Annotated in this window: 20 protein-coding genes and 1 pseudogene; 6 read left to right on the top strand and 15 right to left on the bottom strand. The window is 38.2% G+C overall.

What is annotated here, in order from left to right:
- Positions 1-33 precede the first annotated feature (33 nt).
- From QUF73_02740 to QUF73_02720, 5 genes are all read right to left on the bottom strand, one after another.
- Entirely contained in the window at positions 34-648 is a 615-nt protein-coding gene (locus tag QUF73_02740) for a flavin reductase family protein (GenBank protein MDM5225117.1), read from the bottom strand.
- A 23-nt stretch (positions 649-671) separates the two neighbouring features.
- On the bottom strand, positions 672-1610 hold the full coding sequence (locus tag QUF73_02735) for a ring-cleaving dioxygenase (GenBank protein MDM5225116.1): 939 nt from the start codon (positions 1608-1610) through the stop codon (positions 672-674).
- Positions 1611-1760: 150 nt separating this feature from the next.
- Positions 1761-2159, bottom strand: a complete 399-nt coding sequence (locus tag QUF73_02730; GenBank protein ID MDM5225115.1) for a DoxX family protein — start codon at positions 2157-2159, stop codon at positions 1761-1763.
- A 194-nt stretch (positions 2160-2353) separates the two neighbouring features.
- Positions 2354-2590, bottom strand: coding sequence for a DUF896 domain-containing protein (locus QUF73_02725; protein ID MDM5225114.1), 237 nt, complete (start codon positions 2588-2590; stop codon positions 2354-2356).
- 189 nt (positions 2591-2779) lie between these two features.
- The gene (locus QUF73_02720) at positions 2780-3487 is read right to left on the bottom strand and encodes a Crp/Fnr family transcriptional regulator (GenBank protein MDM5225113.1); all 708 of its coding nucleotides are present in this window, start codon (positions 3485-3487) and stop codon (positions 2780-2782) included.
- Positions 3488-3599: 112 nt separating this feature from the next.
- On the opposite strand from QUF73_02720, the gene QUF73_02715 reads away from it, so the two are divergent.
- Entirely contained in the window at positions 3600-3953 is a 354-nt protein-coding gene (locus QUF73_02715) for a DoxX family protein (protein ID MDM5225112.1), read from the top strand.
- 354 nt (positions 3954-4307) lie between these two features.
- On the opposite strand, the gene QUF73_02710 is transcribed toward QUF73_02715, so the two are convergent.
- The 4 genes and pseudogenes from QUF73_02710 to QUF73_02695 form a co-directional block, all read right to left on the bottom strand.
- Entirely contained in the window at positions 4308-5165 is an 858-nt protein-coding gene (locus QUF73_02710; protein ID MDM5225111.1) for a glycosyltransferase family 1 protein, read from the bottom strand.
- 11 nt (positions 5166-5176) lie between these two features.
- A pseudogene (locus tag QUF73_02705) lies at positions 5177-5451 on the bottom strand (hypothetical protein).
- Between the two features lie 22 nt (positions 5452-5473).
- Positions 5474-6052, bottom strand: coding sequence for a hypothetical protein (locus QUF73_02700; protein ID MDM5225110.1), 579 nt, complete (start codon positions 6050-6052; stop codon positions 5474-5476).
- A gap of 392 nt (positions 6053-6444) precedes the next feature.
- Complete coding sequence (locus QUF73_02695; GenBank protein ID MDM5225109.1) at positions 6445-7584, bottom strand: low temperature requirement protein A; 1140 nt, start codon at positions 7582-7584, stop codon at positions 6445-6447.
- Positions 7585-7854: 270 nt separating this feature from the next.
- Between QUF73_02695 and QUF73_02690 the strand changes: the two genes are divergently transcribed.
- Positions 7855-8412, top strand: coding sequence for an NAD(P)H-dependent oxidoreductase (locus QUF73_02690; GenBank protein ID MDM5225108.1), 558 nt, complete (start codon positions 7855-7857; stop codon positions 8410-8412).
- Positions 8413-8597: 185 nt separating this feature from the next.
- Entirely contained in the window at positions 8598-9242 is a 645-nt protein-coding gene (gene ycaC / locus QUF73_02685; protein MDM5225107.1) for an isochorismate family cysteine hydrolase YcaC, read from the top strand.
- A gap of 508 nt (positions 9243-9750) precedes the next feature.
- On the opposite strand, the gene QUF73_02680 is transcribed toward ycaC, so the two are convergent.
- The 4 genes from QUF73_02680 to QUF73_02665 form a co-directional block, all read right to left on the bottom strand.
- On the bottom strand, positions 9751-11115 hold the full coding sequence (locus tag QUF73_02680) for an amino acid permease (GenBank protein MDM5225106.1): 1365 nt from the start codon (positions 11113-11115) through the stop codon (positions 9751-9753).
- A gap of 129 nt (positions 11116-11244) precedes the next feature.
- The gene (locus QUF73_02675; protein MDM5225105.1) at positions 11245-12879 is read right to left on the bottom strand and encodes a M20 family metallopeptidase; all 1635 of its coding nucleotides are present in this window, start codon (positions 12877-12879) and stop codon (positions 11245-11247) included.
- Between the two features lie 44 nt (positions 12880-12923).
- Positions 12924-13727: an arginine deiminase family protein gene (locus QUF73_02670; protein MDM5225104.1), complete on the bottom strand. Its 804-nt coding sequence runs from the start codon at positions 13725-13727 to the stop codon at positions 12924-12926.
- 40 nt (positions 13728-13767) lie between these two features.
- Positions 13768-14622, bottom strand: a complete 855-nt coding sequence (locus QUF73_02665) for an arginine deiminase family protein (GenBank protein MDM5225103.1) — start codon at positions 14620-14622, stop codon at positions 13768-13770.
- A 176-nt stretch (positions 14623-14798) separates the two neighbouring features.
- Between QUF73_02665 and QUF73_02660 the strand changes: the two genes are divergently transcribed.
- Positions 14799-15536 carry an IclR family transcriptional regulator gene (locus QUF73_02660; GenBank protein ID MDM5225102.1) on the top strand — a complete coding sequence of 246 codons (738 nt, stop codon included), beginning with the start codon at positions 14799-14801 and terminating at the stop codon, positions 15534-15536.
- A gap of 181 nt (positions 15537-15717) precedes the next feature.
- Here QUF73_02660 and QUF73_02655 read toward each other — a convergent pair whose 3' ends face one another.
- Complete coding sequence (locus tag QUF73_02655; GenBank protein ID MDM5225101.1) at positions 15718-16674, bottom strand: DMT family transporter; 957 nt, start codon at positions 16672-16674, stop codon at positions 15718-15720.
- Positions 16675-16814: 140 nt separating this feature from the next.
- On the opposite strand from QUF73_02655, the gene QUF73_02650 reads away from it, so the two are divergent.
- Positions 16815-17675 carry a LysR family transcriptional regulator gene (locus QUF73_02650; protein ID MDM5225100.1) on the top strand — a complete coding sequence of 287 codons (861 nt, stop codon included), beginning with the start codon at positions 16815-16817 and terminating at the stop codon, positions 17673-17675.
- 181 nt (positions 17676-17856) lie between these two features.
- Here QUF73_02650 and QUF73_02645 read toward each other — a convergent pair whose 3' ends face one another.
- On the bottom strand, positions 17857-18741 hold the full coding sequence (locus QUF73_02645; GenBank protein MDM5225099.1) for a diguanylate cyclase: 885 nt from the start codon (positions 18739-18741) through the stop codon (positions 17857-17859).
- Between the two features lie 248 nt (positions 18742-18989).
- Here QUF73_02645 and QUF73_02640 point away from each other — a divergent pair, with 248 nt between their 5' ends.
- Positions 18990-19265: a transporter gene (locus tag QUF73_02640; GenBank protein ID MDM5225098.1), complete on the top strand. Its 276-nt coding sequence runs from the start codon at positions 18990-18992 to the stop codon at positions 19263-19265.
- Positions 19266-19392: the final 127 nt, after the last annotated feature.

Raw genomic sequence — 19392 nt, 5'->3', positions numbered from 1 at the left:
AAAAATCATTCCCCCCACTTCTTTAAGTGTGACTTAATTCTGCTTTGGTCTTTCGATAGAAAACATCTCGCCAATCTTTGCATAATGGATGCCAGCCAAACGGCTCACTGCAGCAAGCCCCCTTGGATCAATTCTTCCTTTTTCATAGATGTTTTCATCAATATGGAATTGAACAACTTTTCCAATGATAAGATCACAGCCAGGAGTATCCGTACCTCCTAATGAAAGCGATTGTTCCAAGGTACACTCCATACGGATTTTCGCTTCCATCACTCCAGGTACAGAGATTTTCGTACTTTCAGCTGGAGTTAATTGTGCTAATTCTATTTCACTTTGATCAGGAGGCAGAGCTGCTGCTGTCTTATTTATTTTTTCTACATTCTCCTCATCGACAATATGAACAACAAATTCCTTTGTGCTGATAATATTTCTGGCCGTATCCTTTTGGGTTCCTTCATTTCTTTGAATCGCCAAGGATATCATTGGGGGATTTGATGTTACGATATTGAAATAACTGAATGGTGCCCCATTCAATACACCTTCATTTGAGATAGTTGTTACAAAAGCAATCGGCCTTGGTATGATGCTTCCTATTAAAAATTTGTAATTTTCTCTTTCACTATTGTCAGTTGGGTCAATTGAAAGCATAGCGGGCATCACCTCTTTTAAATTTAATCCAATTCTCTGACTGTAAACGGAAGCAGAACACTTTCTATCTTATCCCTTTGTGGCTCATATTGTTCAGGCAGCATTAATTTCCCGCCCATTGTTTCCTGGGATTCATCATGGGCAAACCCTGGAGGATCAGTAGCAATTTCAAATAAAATTTCCCCATGTTCCCTAAAATAGATAGCATTAAAGTAGTTTCGGTCCCGAACTGATGTAACACCATATCCATTATCGGCAACATATTTTTGCCAATCCAATTGATCCTGATCATCAATAGCCCTCCAGGCAATATGATGGACGGTTCCCACACCCATTCTTCCCCGTCCAATTGGAGTTAATTTAAGATCAATGATATTTCCAATATCAGCAGAAGATCGGTAACGTATAAAATCTCCTTCCTGGCCTACAACTTCAAGTCCCATAATGTTTTCCAGCAGATCTGCAGTCTTCTCTGGCTGAGTTGATAAGAGAGTTGCTCCACCGAATCCTTTTATAGCTGCTTCAGGGGTAACCTCCCCGATAGTCCAGGAATTTACTTCTCCTTCTTCTCTTTCAACGATCTCCAAATGAAGTCCATGAGGATCATCAAATTCCAAATATTGCTCTCCGAAACGTTTCATTTTTGTATATGGCACTTCAAATTTTTCAAGCCTTTCTTCCCAAAACTTCATGGCACCTACAGGAACGACATACGAGGTAACTCCTACCTGGCCATCGCCAATAACCCCTTGACGGGCACCTGCCCAAGGAAAGAAAGTAATGATTGTTCCTGGCTTGCCGCCCTCATTTCCAAAGTAAAGGTGATAAGTGCCTGGATCATCAAAATTGACCGTTTGCTTGACTAAACGCAGCCCTAAAACTCCAGCATAGAAATCTACATTCTCTTGAGGATGGCCAACAATTGCAGTTATATGATGAATCCCAATTGTTTTTTTCCCCATATTTTCCACACTCCTTTTAAATTTGGATTGATATATTCTGTAGCTAGTGACATGCCTTGCTATCAATTCAGTTATACAATGAATATACAAGCTGAAAAGGAACAAAATTTTATGAAAGCTTTATTTAAAGTATTTCTAATTCGAGATAGTTTAGAATAAAAAGAAATCCAATGCATATCGGCCTGGGCCAATTAATGCGATACCAATGGCTACAGAGATTAAAGTTAAGTTATATTCATATCCATTAGATGTTGCCCATAATCCATTTGGACCATGCACCTTAACGATAGCCATTATCATAGTTCCTGCAATCATTAATGCTGCGAGTGGTGTTAAAAATCCTGATGCAAACAAGATTCCCCCTATAAGTTCCGCTAATCCTGCGGAAAGGGCCATCATGACTCCCGGCTTCATTCCAATGGAATCAAACCAGCCTCCGGTTCCTTTTAATCCATGACCCCCAAACCACCCAAATAATTTTTGAGCTCCGTGACCAATGAATAATACGCCAATTACCAGCCTAATAATTAGTAAACCTAAATCCATCATTTTTAATTCCTCCTAATTTTAATTATCTCGAATTCGAGATAATTTACAAAAAAAATATTTGCTTTTTTTAACTTTTCGAGAAGTTGAACTAATGCCTCAGTTCCTCTTCATTTAATAATCTAACCATATCAATTAAATTGATGATTGTTTTGTTTTCCTTTGTAAATGCTAACTGCATTCTGGATAGTTATGATTTACCATATGGGCTTAACTTTATGTCTTGCCTGGGCTCGCTTTAATTTCTCCGGAGTTACATTATCTCCTATAGGATCAACGATGGTTGTGTTTAATAGCAGCTCTTCCATAGATCCGCGAAATTCTTTAATATATTGACTGCGCAATTTGACTATTTCTGCATTTTCAATTTGTGTTAAGCCTACCTTCTTTCTTTTTAATGCGAGTTCATTTATTCTTTTTAGAATCTCATGCATATGGCTTACTCCTTTCAAGTAATGGTTCAACAAATATCTCGAAATCAAATATCTTGAATTAAAGATAATATATTTTATTCATTTTGTCAACACCCTTCTCTTGATTATTCAGTTGGTAATTTTTCATCTTTGCGATACTTTGCGAGTATTTTAAATTGATCTAATGCACTCTGCAATAAGTGCTGATTTTTATCCTTCCTCTTTTAATGCACATTTTAGGCGTACACGATGAACTTCCATGGTTCCTCGCCTTCCTGATTTGCGTACAATTCCTTCTGCATTAAATTCATTTAATAGTGCTGTCACTGTTTCACGGATACTGCCCATCATCATTGCTAATTCTTGATGAGTTATGTAAATATCAAGTGCAACCCATTCTCCCGGACTGCTGCTTGACAATTTATCCCCAAACTTCTCTGTAAGTTTATTTAACAGGAATAAAAGCCGTTTCCTTGCACTGCTATATGCCATATACTCCAGTAACTCTTCGACTTCCTTTAAACGGCTGGAGATTATTTCAAGAAGCTTTAAAGAAATACTTGGATTTTCATGTATTATTTTTTCAAAATGCACTCTATCTATTCTGCAAATAACAGAATCTTCCCATGCCTCAGCATATAAATTTTCAGAACCTGTTGTAAAAGTACCAATTTCTCCAAACACATGCCCAGTTTCTAAAATATCAACTGTAAACTCTTTCCCGCTTTCAGTTAATCTATATAAACGAACTCTACCCGATTTGATTAAATACAATATCTTTTGATCCATATGAGGAGAACTAAAAACTGTACCTTTTTCCACAACTTTCATAGGTGTGACCGGTTCATATTTCTTTAATTCCTCCAACTCCAGATGATCAAAAAGCTGTATTCTCGATAAATACTTAATTTTATCCATATAGCTCTCCGCAAATTCTGCCGAATGTATTCCAGACTACATACTCACTAAACTAATAAGCCTAGAATTTATATATAGCAGCTACGTCTATTATACAAAAGGAGGAAACTGTGTGGATGTTCTAACTATGACCATTCAAATTATTTTAATTTTTATTTTCGCCATATCCATTTCGGTGAAAGTAACACGTACCGAGTCAATGGTTAAGCACTGGGTCGAATATCGCTACCCCCTATGGTTTATGCAATTAACTGCTTTCTTGGAAATATTGAGCGTATGTGGATTGATCATAGGATTTTGGCTTCCTAAATTTATTTTGCTTTCAGGATCCCTCATTACTATTCTTATGCTGGGTGCCCTGCACGCTCACTTCTTAAGAGCCAGACATAGGCCGATTATGGGATTAAATGCCTTAACCATGCTTATTTTAGCTATCGTAATCACATTTTTTCAAATTAATAAGTAGTTGAGAATAACTCAAGTTTCCATTGTCCGGCATTCAGTTCGAAGACTGAAGAACTTAGGATATACCGTTACCATTTCTGAAGCCTCTTAGTCCCCAAAAAAACTGACCAAACGCCTAAATTAATGATCCATTCATATAATCCTCCAAAACACCTCTACCCCCATCTAATACAAGACGGGGGTCATAAATCTTTAATAGGAAGTTAAGGGGATAATCTTAATGTTCCTTTAAAATCATTCAAGCTGAGGCATAGAAGTTCCGCCAGAACGGTGGCTCGATTATGAGCTGCTTTTTAGTGGCAGTTATATTTTTGCAGTTCAACTCAAGCTTTTGCTGCATTATGGCACCCTGTAATTATTTCTCAAATGCAATCTTCTGTAAATTCACTCCGGAAAGGATTGAGGTCGTCATTTTCTTCTCTCCACTCTCCCCTATAACCGCTTTATATTCACCAATTACATTATCAAAGATTTCATCCCACTTCTGCTTTAACGCATAATCCCTGCCTTCAAACCCCATTCGGCTTCTGACTTTATGGTTCTCGAGCAGATTTGTGATGGTAGCAGAGAAATCCTTTGCATTTCCTGGTTCACACAAATAGCCTGTTACACCATTCTGAATAATGCTTTTTACTCCGCCTGCGTCCGCACCAATTACAGGCGTTCCACTGGCCATTGATTCTAGAACAACATTTCCAAAGGTTTCTGTAGGAGATGGAAAGACAACCAAGTGTGATGCTGAGTACACCTCAGCAAGCTGCCGGGCTGTTAAATAACCCGTAAAAGTCATGTTTTTTGGCGCTGCTTCCTGTATTTGTGTTCGAAGTGGTCCGTCCCCAACAATTAGCCAATGAATATCTTCTTCAAAATGAGGAGGGAGTATTTGAGCTATATCAAGGAGGATATCTGCATTTTTTTCAGGTGCCAATCTGCCCGCATAGGTGAGAAGGTATTTTTTGCTGACAGAGTATTGCCTGCGGACTGATAATTTATCATAGTATGAGTAGAAAAGCTTGCAGTCGACACCTCTTGGCCATATTTCCAGATTTCTAAATCCATGCAGTCTTAATTGCTGCAGTGTTTCAGACGAGGGAACAAAGATTTTTTTAAAAGTGCTGTGAAACCAGGTCATATATTTCCAAAGTATGTTTGACAGAAATTTGAGGTCGTAGAATTCAAGGTAATGGTCAAAGTCAGTATGGTATGATCCCACTAAGGGAATATTTAACTTTTTAGCGTAGTAAAGACCACTAAGTGTATGAAATAAGGCCTTCCCATTGAAATATAGCTGATTGAATGTCTGCTGATGTCTAGAAGAGAGTAGCAGTTTCTCCCGTCAATTATTCCCGCCTGCAGAAAAAACGGCCCAATCCTCTTGTCTTTTCCAATCCCGTATGCAACTTCTTCCATGTTGGCTCCGGTTTTTTCACATATTGCTGCAATTTCATAATAAAGCTAATTTTGGCAGCGAGGAAGGCATTTGATGCAAATTTAATCATTTCAGCACTTCGCATATCAGTCTTAATGATAGGTATTTTTAGAGAAGATAAGCTCCTCCAATTTTGCTGCTGCGCTTTTTGACTTGGTTCCTACTATTATTCGGTCACCATTAAAAAAATCAAAGATAGCCGAGCCTTCTGGCATAAATTCAGGATTGGAAACAACCTCTGCCTGGTGAGGCGGAGGTTTTACACTTTGAATAATTTCTTTGATTTTTTCATTTGTCCCCACAGGAACTGTGCTCTTTGTACAGACAATAACATCATTTTCAATACATATTCCAATAGAATAAGCTGCTGCATGAACGTAATCCAGATTACTTGTCCCGTCATGGTTTTCCGGTGTACCACCTGCAATAAAGATTATTTCTGCATCTTTATATGCAATTTTAGGGTTTACAGTGAATGCTAAACGGCCGCTTAAGAGGTTATTCTTCAGCATCGGCTCTAGTCCCGGCTCGAAAATAGGCGATCGCCCCGTTTTAAGAAGCTGAATTTTTTCATCCATTATATCTGTGCAAATCACCTGATGGCCCATTTCTGCTAAACAAACACCTGTAATTAATCCCACATAACCCGTTCCAGCAACAGCTATTTTCATGCAATCCCTCCTTTTTATCTATACTGACATTGTAGTGCTGGAAATTTAAACCTTTCTTTAGGACGTGTTAAATTATTGTAAAAAATATGTTTTCTGCCAACCCTTTCTTTCAATAAAAAACAGCCCTAATTGGGCTGTCAGTACTTGCTATTCCTCTATTCTCCCATCTATTCCTGCAAGCCAAAAAGCCACAGCAATGGAACCAAAGATCACAAAACTCGTTGACTGAAAATGTTCAAAAAATATTCGAGGCAACAAATGTGTCATTTGACTGCCTCCCCACCAATTATGAATAACATCTATTACTTTAAAATGTTCATCTTCAATAACATTTCGAGTAGCCAGTTCAAGACATCCTCTCTCAATCTCAATAAAAGTTTTTATTATCCTCTTCAATTTTGGGTTCTCGGATGAACCTCATTTGTCAACGGTTGTTTTTTATTAGAAATTGTTAGTTTAGTAAAGATAATAAAAAACAAGGTTAATTCAGCTATTATCAATATATTTGGTACTGCAATAATCAAATTAATAATAAAAAAGACGGTTAAAATTCCTAAAAATAACCCTAAATGATAAATTTTCAATCGGTGGTGCACATGTCTATATTGATGGAAAACAAAGGTAGTTGACAGGAAATAGAGCAAAACAGATCCAAAAGTAAAAAATAAAATAAATGAGTAATGGACCTCATGTAAAAACAATAGTCTGATAGATGCTGCAATCATGCTCAAAGACATTAATATAAACAGATGACCATAAATAATGATTTGGCCGGATGATTGTAAAGACTTATCAATTTTCTTCTCCATGTTATCAAAATATTGCCACCACATCGATATAATCAGGATAAATGAAATGATCACAAAGCCTATTGAATCCCAATTTCCTTGTGCAGGCTGAATGATCGCAAGTGTACTAATAAGAGCTTCCCCAAAGAGAATGATGGTAAATAAACCAAATCGCTCTAATAAATGTGCCGTATTTGTGGGAACCTTTTCTAAGCATTTTCGTCCAAGCACTGGGACAATGATATCAATAAGGATTCCCGTATACAACACAGCATATCGAACCCAGGAATCAAAAAAGACGGACAATAATGAAATGACGATTCCAATCCAAAAATACCTACCCAAAAAAAGGGCTGCTTGTTTTCGAACTCCCGTTTCTATACGCTGGACAATCAGATATTGGATCGCAGTCACTGCTCTTAAGCCAATATAACCAATTAAAAAAGAAAGATAATATGGATCAAAATCAACTGATAAACTTGATGTCATAATTAGTACAAAAAACATTTGCAGAATTAAGAAGATACGTTGATGAAATAAATCTTTTCCAAACCGGTTAATAAATATGGTTTGCCCTACCCAAGCCCACCAGATCGGAATAAAAATTAATACAAACTTTACTAAATACTCTGCATGGATATGACCATCTTCAACATGAAGTAAAACATGAGTCGCAGCCGCAGCAGCCGCCACAAATAACAAATCATAAAAAAGTTCTAACCAGGTCACTTTCTTTTCTTCCATTTCTGCACTCCCTCCAATTCTTTATAGTTACTAGTATGATAGAAATATATAGTGATTGAAAGAGAAAATCAAATTGACATAGACCATTTGCCATTGCTCGCAAAACACCTGCCGAGTAATAAGAAAACTAAAGAGAAATCCTTACATCCTAGATTTTTTGTAATAAACACTTCATTAAATTAAAATAATCAGACAATTAGGTATAACGACACTCTTCTATTTTGGTATATTATGGTAGAATAAAAATGATTTTAAACGAGGAGGAAATGTATGTCTAAGACCATCGGCCTTATTTGTGGCAGTTTACGAAAAAACTCTTATAATCGAATCATTGGTCAATCATTAACAGAGCTGGATGATTCCCATCAATTTCGTTGGATCGAGATTAATGATCTGCCTTTGTTCAACGAAGACTTAGAAATAAGTGTTCCAGAAACAGTGACATCATTCAAATCTGCTATCCAGGACGTTGACGGTATCATTATTATTAGTCCAGAGTACAATTCTGGAATTCCAGGCGTTTTAAAGAATGCTTTAGACTGGGCATCAAGACCGCGGGAATCCGCCGTTCTTAGCAGAAAGCCGGTTGGTTTAATTGGCGCAACTCCTGGGGGATTAGGTACTGCCTTTGCTCAATTGCAAATCAGACAAGTACTAGAGGCTATGCAGGTTCATGTTCTTCCATTTCAAAAAGTGCTGATTTCCCAAGTACATAAAAAGATTGATTCTGATCAGAAAATCCTTACAGATGAACAAACAAAACGTTATCTTCAACAATATTTACATCAATTTATTCATTGGATCAATCACACTCCAGCTCTAGATTAATTGAAAAAGTCCAAGCTTTTTCAATCATTTTTATTAAAATACTCCCAACACATAACGAGTTTTTTGAAAACGAATTCCAGTAATCTGTTCAATTACATTGGAACAAACGAAAAAACTTAACATCCATTTTCCAATCTATGAATCTTCTTCGATTACTTATACTTAATTAAAGGGAGGACAGTTAAATGTCTGATTTCTATTCTCGTCTTAATAAAGATGATGCTGCCGTTCTTTTAGTTGATCATCAAACCGGCCTTATCTCCGGTCTTGTGCGTGACTATGGTGTTGATGAATTCAAGAACAATGTTATGGCTCTTGCTAACACTGCTAAGTTTTTTGATTTACCAGTTATTTTAACAACAAGCTTTGAAAACGGGCCTAATGGACCACTCATGCAAGAGCTGGTTGAACTTTTTCCTCATGCGCCAAAAATAGCCCGTCCTGGACAAATTAACGCATGGGATAATGAAGATTTTGTCAAAGCAATCGAAGAAACTGGAAGAAAACAACTGATCATTGCGGGCGTAGTAACAGATGTTTGTGTAGCATTTCCTGCACTTTCCGCTGTGAACGCTGGTTATGAAGTATTTGTTGCTACTGATGCTTCTGGAACATTCAGTAAACAAGTAGCGGATGCTGCATTAACGCGTATGGCCCATGGTGGGGTGCAGCTTCTGAACTGGTTTAGCATAGCGTGCGAATTACAACGTGATTGGCGCAATGATGTTGAAGGTTTTGGCGCTTTAATTTCCAGCCATCTTCCTGGTTATCAAAATCTTATTGGAAGCTATAGGGGAGCTCAGAGAGATTTCAGCAAGCAGCCTAACTAAAATAGCAGCTTATTTATAACTCACTTTTTCCAATATAAAGCTTCTTGCTTATTAAGGAAAAAGGCGTTTTTTGAAGTAAATAAAGCCTAATTTTTAACTAATAATACCTGATATGCAAGGGGTTCACGGAGACAAATTTAATCCTGTTTTCTTTTTAAAATATGATCTGGGTTTAACTGATAAGTACCTGTTGGCACCATAACTATTTGGGCAATCTTCTTATTCGGGTTATAACTCATTTTAAAGCCTCCTGGTATTTGAGTAATGTCCTTTTCACATCCCGGCTTCAGGACTCTCTCATTCTACCAAGAGGTTATTTTTTTGTTCAAACTCCATTTTCCTTTAATTACAGAAAAGCACAATAAGAAAAATCTTCCTAATTCAGCAGCTAAAATTGACCATAAACACCTTTTCATTAGGCTGTGTTAAACATAAAATAAGGGAACTTAATAAAAAGTTCCCAACGGTATGATCTAATTAGTTTTTATGTTATTCAGGATAATTGCTTTCATGCACCAATTTCATTATTTGGACTAACTTCCTCCGTCTTTCGATGTTTGAAGTAATAGAAAATATAGCTGACAAGCAGGAATCCTATCCCAATAAGCAGTCCTGCCAGCTGAGTCGGGTCAAATGCCAAGAATACCAGAATAGAGACACAGAATATGATGCAAATCAGCGGGATGATTGGGTAAAATGGGACTTTGTATTTTAGATCCTCTACCTTTCCACCTGCTTGTATATACTTACGTCGGAACATGAATTGAGAGAGAGCGATTCCCATCCATGAGATGGTGACAGAAATACCAGCAATGGACATTAATAATACAAACACGGTCTCAGCTGCAAATACACTTGTGAGTAATGATAAAAGTGAAAATATCATGGTGAATACGAGAGCAGTGAACGGCACCTTCCGTTTTGAGAGTTTTCCAAAAACTCTAGGTGCCATTCCATCATGAGCCATCGCCCAAAGTAAGCGGGTCGAAGCATAAATACATGAGTTTCCTACAGATAAAATAGCTGTTAAAATAACAAAATTCATGATATCAGGTGCAAATGGAATTCCAGCCAAGTCCATCAAGGTTACAAACGGGCTTTCTAATATCCCGAGCTCTTTTGTTGGGAAAATGGCGGATAGAATAATAATAGAAGCAATATAAAAAATGATGATTCTAAAAAGGACATTTCGAATCGCACGAGGAATATTCTTTTGAGGCTCCTCGCTTTCACCGGCCGCAATTCCGATTAATTCTGATCCCTGATAGGAAAAGATGACATTCATCATCGTTACAAACACGATGGCAATTCCAGCAGGGAAAAGGCCTTTTGGAGCTAAATGTTCCATATATGGCGCCGGCCTGTCCGCCAGTGGTATGATGCCCAAGATAGCACTAAAGCCAATAATAATAAAGAAGATCACAGCTACAACTTTAATGCCTGAAAACCAATATTCCGCCTCAGCAAAGCCTCTTGTTGTTAAGGCATTGAGTGCGAATAAAAGAAGGATGAATATTGCACACCATACCCAAACGGAGATATCCGGAAACCAGCGTTTCATCAAAATTCCGGCAGCTGTAAATTCTACTCCTGCTGTTGTGGCTGAACCAATGAAATACATCCATCCTAATGAGAAACCAGCCGAAGGACTAATGAATTTACTGGCATAAGTCTGGAATGACCCCGTAACAGGCATGAACACAGCAAGCTCCCCCAGACAAACCATGACAAGATACAAAATGACTCCACCGAATAAATACCCGATTAAAGCCCCTCCTGCCCCTGCTTGATTGATCGTGTAGCCGGCGTTTAAAAACAATCCAGTCCCTATTACTCCTCCCAAAGAAAGCATAAACAAATGACGACGCTTCATCGACCGGTTTAATTGATTCTTCTGACCCTCTTGCTCTATCAACTAGATCACATCCCTTAATTAAATTGGCATCCGGCACATTAATCTTGCGCGAATTGTCCACCCTGAATGGACGAAATCACCATTTTGTCAACTAGTGGCGCCTGACACCATCAGGTGCTTTTTTGCCAGCATTTTAACCATTCCTTCTACAAGGGCGGGTACTTCTTCGAAGGCGCTTTTGATGTGGAGGCGTTCGGTTCGTTTGTGAGCGTCTTTTCCGAATGGACCTACGTTTAGTACCGGTGCCTGAAGCTGTGTCATTTCATCGAATGGGATACTGTAGCTGCTGCCCCATACCGGCGTGTTTTCTTTAAATACGAACCAGCCGTCACCAGCATCCTGATAATTGACATAGCTTAAATCGCTAATCCCATTAAAATAGTGAACTTGGTTAACAGGCAGTCCAAACTTTTCAAAGCCTTGTTGTTTTACATATTCGATGCATTCTGCTACCAGCTCATCCTCAGAGGAATTGACTGCCGGATAATAAGGCGGTGCATAAAGCAGAACGATTGCCGGTGTCAGCTCCTGACACTTAATGATTAACGCATCAGCAATTCGAATAGATTTCTCCCGATCATCCCATTCCGCTTTTTTCTGTACCAAGTCTTTGATACCCATAACAACATCTGCACCAAATTTTCGAATAGCATGCTTTTCCAGTTCTTCATAGCGCAGCACCCGCACCTCACCTACGGGAGATACATTCCGTTCACTGCAAATTACTTTATAGGCTTGGTTGCAGGCGTGAGCTGCATTTTGCGCTACCTTTTCAAATATATCCATGATTTCATCGGCATTCCGTTTCATTAAAAATACATTGTACAAAGCCGATGAACGATACGGTGTTTGAGCTGAATACTCCAGACGAAGATCCTTTTGCTGCAGTGTCACGGGAAGAGGAGTTTGCTCCCCCATCTCTGTTTCCTGCAGTGCTGTATTCCACTCCATTCTTTGTGTTAAAAACGAGGCAATATAAGGTGCAGTTATACCGCTAAGCGGTTCCCCCACATGCGTTTCTTTTCCATAAAAAAGGGCGGCCGGCATGATTTTGCCAATAGAGCCTGAATACACATAATAGTTTCTGTCACCCGGTTCTTGCGTAAATACCGGTTCCCCATTCAAGAAAAGCTTATAGGTGAGCTGATGTTTTTCCTTCAATTCTAAAAGTTTCTGAACAGCTGCCCGCATTCCGGATGAATTCACTTCTTCATCTGGAACCGTCAGCAAAATAAGATTAATAGGCCAATGTTCAACAGTTGCTTTTTCTAATACTCCCATATGCATAACAAGCCCCATTTTCATATCCATCGTGCCCCTGCCAAATAAGAACTCTCCCGAGAGAAGATCCTGCCTGGCTTCTTCCGGCAGCTCATCAAGCCTGGAGTGAAGCAATTTCGTCAATTCCTTCGGGAGATGCGCGTACTCCTGAAGATCGCCATATTCTTCGGTATTTACTGTATCAAAATGGCTGATTAACACGATTGTTTCCGTGGCATCAGGGTGTTTATATAAAGCGGTTACAAAGCGACGACCTAAATCGGTATCATGGAGCCCCAAGTGATCAGGATTCTCCCGAAAATAGGTCAACTCCTTGAGCTTGGCTGCCACTTTAAAAGAAAATTTACGCTCTCCGTCCGAAAGTGTCATACTTTTCCAGCTTACTACTTCACACAATAATCTGCGCAATGCATCTGGGGTTCCCCACCTTAGCTGTGTCATAACTAAACGCTCCTTCTATGCGAATTAAAACTTTTAACTAATATTTAAAAACGCAGTGATAAACAGCTTAAGCCCCCATCAAGTTTACGGAACTCAGATGTATCAAGTTCAATCGTCCGGAATCCCGCTTCATTAATTTTCCGCTTTGTTTGCGGGTAGCCGGACGGGATGATGATATAGTCATTGACGCGAATACAGTTTGCTGCATACTCCTCTTCCGGAGGAACAACAATTTTTTGATAGGAATTGAAATCCGGGTGGTCGACAAATTCTCCTGCAACGACAATCGTTTGATTGCCTAAATAAGCTATTCCAGTTTTCAAGTGGAAGAATTTCTGTAAGGGAATGATGGTTGCATTATAGTTTTGGGATTCTAAAATTTGTTTAAGCTGCTCGGCGCCTTCCTGGTTCGTCCTGGCAGAGATCCCGATGTAAAAGTGATCTTCGATTTGTAAAATGTCGCCGCCGTCAAGTGTGCCAGGCGCTTTAATATAGTAGATTTTATCAAAGAAGGATTTGACTGCCGGCTCTATTTCGTGAATCTCTCCATTTCTTTTTTCCGCACCAGGGTTGGAAATGACTGCGAACTCTGGAGTTAAAACAGCTGTATCTTCTACAAAGGTAGAGTCGGGAAATTGATCATTGCTTGAAAGAACAGTTACTTCTGTACCGCATGCTTTAAGTGCTTCAATATAGGCATCATGCTGCTCTATTGCTTTTTCTAAAATAGGTGTTCCAAGGTCAGATGTTGTTAATCCATTGATAAAAGTTGAGCCGGGCCTTTTTACAATTGTCTTATGAAACATTTTTTCAGCTTGTGCTGATTTTGTTGTTGATTCTCTTAACATGTATTATTCCTCCATCATTTTTCTGATTTGTAATCTTTGGTTAAACACGTTCCACGGGGCAAGTGAGGCATGTTGGTCCTCCAGTGCCTAAATATGAAATTTCATTACCTTCATATTCATAGACAGTCGCCCCTGCATCCAGTAGCCCTTGTTTGGTTTGAGGGTTTCCGGAAACAATGACACAAACGCGCGGTGCAACAGCCAGCACATTACAGCCGAGCCGCCGGTATTCATCGTCCGGTACTTCAACCAGCTGGAAGCCGCGTTTTAAAAGCATCTGTCTTAGAAATACCGGCATAAGCCGTGAATACACCACTGCAAGATTTTCATCTACGATGCTTATAAAAGACATAAGGTGAAGACATTCCTCTTCTCCTTGATCATGCGGGAGCTGAACAACTATACATTCATCAACTATATCCTTTGTCATTTCTTTAATTTGGCGAATCGCCTCATCGTTTGTTCGATAACCGCGTCCAATTAATAAAGTGCGGTCATCTAACCAAACAAGATCTCCCCCGTCAGCTACAGCATCACCAGTTAATTCTCCCAGAATCGGAATATTTTTTTCCTGTAAAAATTCTTTATAAATTTCTGCCTCCGGCTGGCGTAATTTCTTCCCTGATTTTAAAATCATTGCACCTTTTTTCGTAAATTTTACTGGATCATGTGCATAAAGCGAATCCAGCCCCACCCTTTCTGAAACAGGCAGAAATTCAATATGGCTGACATGCTTCTTAATAAGGGATAGAAACTGTTCGTATTCCTGGTGGGCTTTCATATAATCCGGCTCACTGATATAGTTGAACTTTTCCCACTCACTCCTTAAATGCTCTTGACTGATAAAGGCTTCTTTTGGATGCTTTACAATGACAGTATTTAGCTTTTTGTACATTGAAGTCACCAATTAGCTTAACCTCCTTTTCCACATATCGGAATCAGTTTCCTCTGACAGGAAAACTTATAATATGATATTATAGTGATAGATTCTTCATGTCAATATATTTTGAATTTACTGAATAATTTATTTCAATATAATTTTTTAAAATAAAAGGATTGGAAGGATAAAAGATGCAGACAATCGATCGTGCCATGCAGGTAATCAAGGTTTTGGCTAAAAACGATTCAAAAATGTGGATTTCCATTACAGATTTATCAAAGGAATGCGACTTGCCTGTCAGTACACTTCATCGCCTCCTGCAATCCATGAAGCAGCACGGGCTTATTCAGCAGGACCCCGATTTGAAATTATATTCCATGGGTAACACCTGGTTAGAATATGGACTTAAAATGTATGACACCTTTGATTTTGTTGGACTGATTCGCCCAGAGATGGAAAAATTAATGCATGAGGTGGAAGAAAGTGTGTATTTCAGCAAGCCAATTGGATTAGAATCACTAGTAGTTGAAAGAATTGATTGTCTCAACAATCCTATTCGAATCAATGATCAGCTGGGGATTCGAATCCCGTTGAATATTGGGGCAGCCAACAAAGTGCTGTTAGCTAATATGCCAAACTCCGAGACTGTTAAAGCTGTTAATTCCTTAGTCCCATCTGAGGAAAGAGATTCGTTTATAAAACTATTAAGCAAAGTTAGAAGGCAGGGCTATGGGGAGAGTCATGGTGAACAAACGCCTGGAACCTCTTCTGTCGCCGCGCCTATTTTCGATCACGCAAATGAACTCCTTGGAGCCATAAGCATTGGATATGTTAATTTCAATATCACAGAAGAAAGACAAAACTGCTTAATCGAAAAAGTAATCGAATACGGCATGCGAATCTCCAATAAATTAGGGAGTAAATACTGAGTAATTAAAAAAGAGTTCATTTTAACAACTATTAGGAAGAAAATTGCCCATAACAATAAACGCCCAAAACCTTTTATACCAGGGTTTGGGCGTTTTAAACCGTTGCCATTAAGTGTTCGGGTACAAGCCTTTGGAAGCTTTTCGCCGCAGAATCCAAGAATAGGTAAAAGACACGCTTTTATCATTTAGGCTGTGATTGAAGAACAGCTGCTATATCTAGCCTCTTTTGTATCCTTACATAAAGATTATTAGACAAAAGTGAAACAATGATAAATACAGTACCAAGAAGATCGAACATCGTTACTTGATTATCTTGAAAAATTGAAATTAGGAGTGTTGTAACAGGAACTAAGTTAAAAAACAACAAGGCATTTAATGGTGATAATAAACTCACACCTATGTTCCAGCCAAGCAGCGCAATGAGACCAGGGAATATAATCATAAACAATAAATGCGGAATCACTGCTTTGATATCTGCTTCTGATGGAACAGATATATATCCGAACAGCGTTGCCCCTCCTATAATAACAACGGATGTGAGCGTTCCAAGCAAACAGCTTAAAGTTGAATACCGCAAAGCGGACCAACCGCTAAACTCACTTCTGCCCATCGTGTAAATGACGCATCCAATAACCGCGATTAAAATAAGCATGGAAGGTATAAAGTGATTCGCTGCACCAAGAAATGCTTTAATATCACCTTTTGTAATCACTAACAGAGCACCAATAAATGACACAAGTACACATATTAATGTGAATAAATGGGGGTTATTTTTAAAAATCACCCATCCAATTACAATGGAAATCATCGGCATTAGGGATTCCATAATTGACGCCACCATTACGCCTGATTCACCCAATAAATCTTCTCCCCAAAAGATAAATAGATTATAGACCGTAAACGCCATTGTACCGAAAAACCATAAGTGAAGACCTTTTCCTTCAAAGCGAAAAGCCTGCCTTCCTTCTTTCCATAATAGAATCGCTAATAAAATGATCGTAACAGAGACATATCGAATGATTGTAAAATAGAAGGGATCAATATGTTTGAAAGCCGCATGTGCTACAGGAAACATTGCTCCCCATGAAACTGCAGCAATTAAACATAAAATTGCTCCTAACAATACACTATTTGTCATTTTCCAATTCCTCCTTCATAATAGCTGACATATTCATCATAGATCGATTCAGGTTTCTTATAAAACGAATAATAATGATGATTTTTATCATTTTTAATGATATCATCGGAACGAAAACAAAAATTGAAGGGTGTAAAAAAATGGAGTTTAAGGACTTAGAGATCTTTCAGATTGTGGCGGAAAAAGGAACAATCACAGAAGCGGCGAAAGAATTTAATTATGTACAATCGAACATTACATCGAGAATTAAGAAGCTCGAAACTGAACTGAATACCCCTTTGTTTAACCGGCATCGTCGTGGTATGAGTTTGACACCTGAAGGGAAAAAACTATTAACTTATAGTAAGAAAATATTATTGTTAACAGATGAAATGAGAAAAGCCATTCAAAGTAATGATGAACCGTCTGGAAAATTAGAAATTGGAACTGTTGAAACCCTAATTCATTTACCAAAAATATTATCCAGCTATATTAAGAAATATAAAAATGTCGATCTATCGCTAATTACTGGTGTCACAGAAACACTAGCAGAAGAAGTATTAAATCATAAGCTGGACGGAGCATTCGTTATAGAATCAGACTTTCATCCCGATCTTGTATCGCATGAAGTGTTTCAAGAGAACCTTGTTTTAATTTCAGATATGCGTCCATCCACACTGGAAGAGCTGAAAGAGGAACCGTTCTTATGCTTTAGTAAAGGCTGTGGATACCGGGCGCGTCTTGAAACTTGGTATAAAGACCAAAACATCACACCGCAAAAAATGATGGAATTCGGTACACTGGAAACAATCTTACAGAGTGTTGCCATGGGACTTGGCGTTACATTCGTTCCGGAGTCATCAGTCAGCCATATGAAACAAAGCGGACTCATACAATATCATAAGATTCCAGATCAATACAGTAAGTTTAAAATCGTTTTTATAAGAAGAAACGATACTTACTTAACTTCAACAATCGAAAAATTTATCGAAACATTAGAAACGAATAAGCAAGCTTATTAAGAGTAGAGACCAAGTTGATTTCGATTATTAACCACTATACTTTCTCTGTTACTTCGTCATAAATTAACGCATATACAACATCTATTCTCTTCACGCTTAACACCTCTTGGCTCAAACGAATTTCAACAAAAATAGCGTTAATCCTTTGGGATCAACGCTCATAATAAAGTCATAACTAGCTTTATCTGTTCTGTGAAATTTGATAATTATTTTTTCCGTTCTGTTTTGCTTGATACATAGCTCCATCAGCATATTTCAGCAAATTCCTGACATCTACATTGTAAGCATCGCAAAAGGCAATGCCGATACTGGGAGTTATTGAGATTACAATATTCTGCACCGACACTTTATCAGATAAAGTGTCGATGATCCGTTCGGCAACATGTTTGGCATTGTCGATTGTCGTTTCCGGAAGCAAAATGGTGAATTCATCCCCTGCAAGCCTGGCCACAGTATCCTTATTTCCTGCACAAGAGGTAAGCATGCTTGCGACTTCTTTTAACAATAAGTCTCCTAAGTCATGACCAAAGGTATCATTTATTTGCTTAAACCCATCCAAATCAAGATACATTACTGCGACAAACCCTTTATTGAAATCGGCTGATTCTATTGCATGATTAAGTCTTTCTTCAAATAATCTCCGATTTGGCAATTGGGTTAGAAAGTCATAATGAGCCATTTGTTTCAATATTTTCTCTGAGTTTTTACGATCGGTTATATCTTGTATTTGAGAAATAAGAAATAATGGCTTCTTCCCCTCCCGCACAATGGATACAGATAATAACACCCATACGATCTTCCCGCTTTTATGGACATACCGTTTTTCCATCTCAAAAGAGTCTCTTTTTCCTTCAGCTAATTCTTGTGTGTAAGATAAATCTGCATCTAAGTCCTTTGGATAGGTTAAGGTTTGAAAGTTCGTGGTAAGGAGTTCATCCTCTGTATAACCAGTAATTTTAGATAAAGCATGATTTACCTTAATCCATTTTCCCTCTAATGAAACTATCGCCATCCCAATCGGAGCAAAAAAAAAGGCCTGATTAAATAAATCTATATTCTTAAACATATTTATACCCTTTTCATTAAAAGTTGAAATGCATTCCCAATTTTTTCATTGTATCTCATACTAAACTGGCTAGCAATAATTTCAACTTTCTTGGTTAGCTTATCAGACTGCAATGGAGTGTAAAGGCTCCCAACATGGTTAATCTAACTGAAGAATTACTGCAAAATCTTTAGTTTTCGCTTTAAATAATCCTATTACTTCTTTACAACATATAATGAGGTTAACCTAACTAAAAGGAGTGAAATCACATGGGATATTTCCCACGCCAGGGGACATTGAGTCCACAATACCCTCCTCCAACATTTATACCAACAAAACCTTCTGTGTCCTATATCGTCGACTGTCTATATCAAAATACTTATGTATGGCTTATAAATGGCACACAATTTTGGTTCTACCCTACTCGTGTGGAATATGGAGAAGTATCTGGATATAGATGGAACGGTGCTTTCTGGCAATTCTACGGTATTGACCCAAGACTTATAGATGCTGTTTCCTGTCCTCCTATCCCTACCCCATACTAAAATCCAAAAAAGTCTTGTGGTAATTTAAGACCCAAGACTTTTTCCTTTATAATTGGCTTAAATTAATTACACATTTCCAGGATTTAATCCACTCTAAGTAGTTATTAATTATTTCACTAAACTACCC

The organism is Cytobacillus sp. NJ13 (assembly GCA_030348385.1).
In the GTDB taxonomy this organism is placed as follows: domain Bacteria; phylum Bacillota; class Bacilli; order Bacillales; family Cytobacillaceae; genus Cytobacillus.
The sequence above is the reverse complement of the archived record's forward strand: the minus strand, read 5'-3'. Positions and strand labels throughout refer to the sequence as shown.

What these genes read in the sequence shown, in the direction of transcription:
- QUF73_02740 (MDM5225117.1), bottom strand. Translation starts at nt 648, where the DNA reads ATGCTTTCAATTGACCCAACTGACAATAGTGAAAGAGAAAATTACAAA.
- QUF73_02735 (MDM5225116.1), bottom strand. Translation starts at nt 1,610, where the DNA reads ATGGGGAAAAAAACAATTGGGATTCATCATATAACTGCAATTGTTGGC.
- QUF73_02730 (MDM5225115.1), bottom strand. Translation starts at nt 2,159, where the DNA reads ATGATGGATTTAGGTTTACTAATTATTAGGCTGGTAATTGGCGTATTA.
- QUF73_02725 (MDM5225114.1), bottom strand. Translation starts at nt 2,590, where the DNA reads ATGCATGAGATTCTAAAAAGAATAAATGAACTCGCATTAAAAAGAAAG.
- QUF73_02720 (MDM5225113.1), bottom strand. Translation starts at nt 3,487, where the DNA reads ATGGATAAAATTAAGTATTTATCGAGAATACAGCTTTTTGATCATCTG.
- QUF73_02700 (MDM5225110.1), bottom strand. Translation starts at nt 6,052, where the DNA reads ATGAAAATAGCTGTTGCTGGAACGGGTTATGTGGGATTAATTACAGGT.
- QUF73_02695 (MDM5225109.1), bottom strand. Translation starts at nt 7,584, where the DNA reads ATGGAAGAAAAGAAAGTGACCTGGTTAGAACTTTTTTATGATTTGTTA.
- QUF73_02690 (MDM5225108.1), top strand. Translation starts at nt 7,855, where the DNA reads ATGTCTAAGACCATCGGCCTTATTTGTGGCAGTTTACGAAAAAACTCT.
- ycaC (MDM5225107.1), top strand. Translation starts at nt 8,598, where the DNA reads ATGTCTGATTTCTATTCTCGTCTTAATAAAGATGATGCTGCCGTTCTT.
- QUF73_02680 (MDM5225106.1), bottom strand. Translation starts at nt 11,115, where the DNA reads ATGAAGCGTCGTCATTTGTTTATGCTTTCTTTGGGAGGAGTAATAGGG.
- QUF73_02675 (MDM5225105.1), bottom strand. Translation starts at nt 12,879, where the DNA reads ATGACACAGCTAAGGTGGGGAACCCCAGATGCATTGCGCAGATTATTG.
- QUF73_02670 (MDM5225104.1), bottom strand. Translation starts at nt 13,727, where the DNA reads ATGTTAAGAGAATCAACAACAAAATCAGCACAAGCTGAAAAAATGTTT.
- QUF73_02665 (MDM5225103.1), bottom strand. Translation starts at nt 14,622, where the DNA reads ATGTACAAAAAGCTAAATACTGTCATTGTAAAGCATCCAAAAGAAGCC.
- QUF73_02660 (MDM5225102.1), top strand. Translation starts at nt 14,799, where the DNA reads ATGCAGACAATCGATCGTGCCATGCAGGTAATCAAGGTTTTGGCTAAA.
- QUF73_02655 (MDM5225101.1), bottom strand. Translation starts at nt 16,674, where the DNA reads ATGACAAATAGTGTATTGTTAGGAGCAATTTTATGTTTAATTGCTGCA.
- QUF73_02650 (MDM5225100.1), top strand. Translation starts at nt 16,815, where the DNA reads ATGGAGTTTAAGGACTTAGAGATCTTTCAGATTGTGGCGGAAAAAGGA.
- QUF73_02645 (MDM5225099.1), bottom strand. Translation starts at nt 18,741, where the DNA reads ATGTTTAAGAATATAGATTTATTTAATCAGGCCTTTTTTTTTGCTCCG.
- QUF73_02640 (MDM5225098.1), top strand. Translation starts at nt 18,990, where the DNA reads ATGGGATATTTCCCACGCCAGGGGACATTGAGTCCACAATACCCTCCT.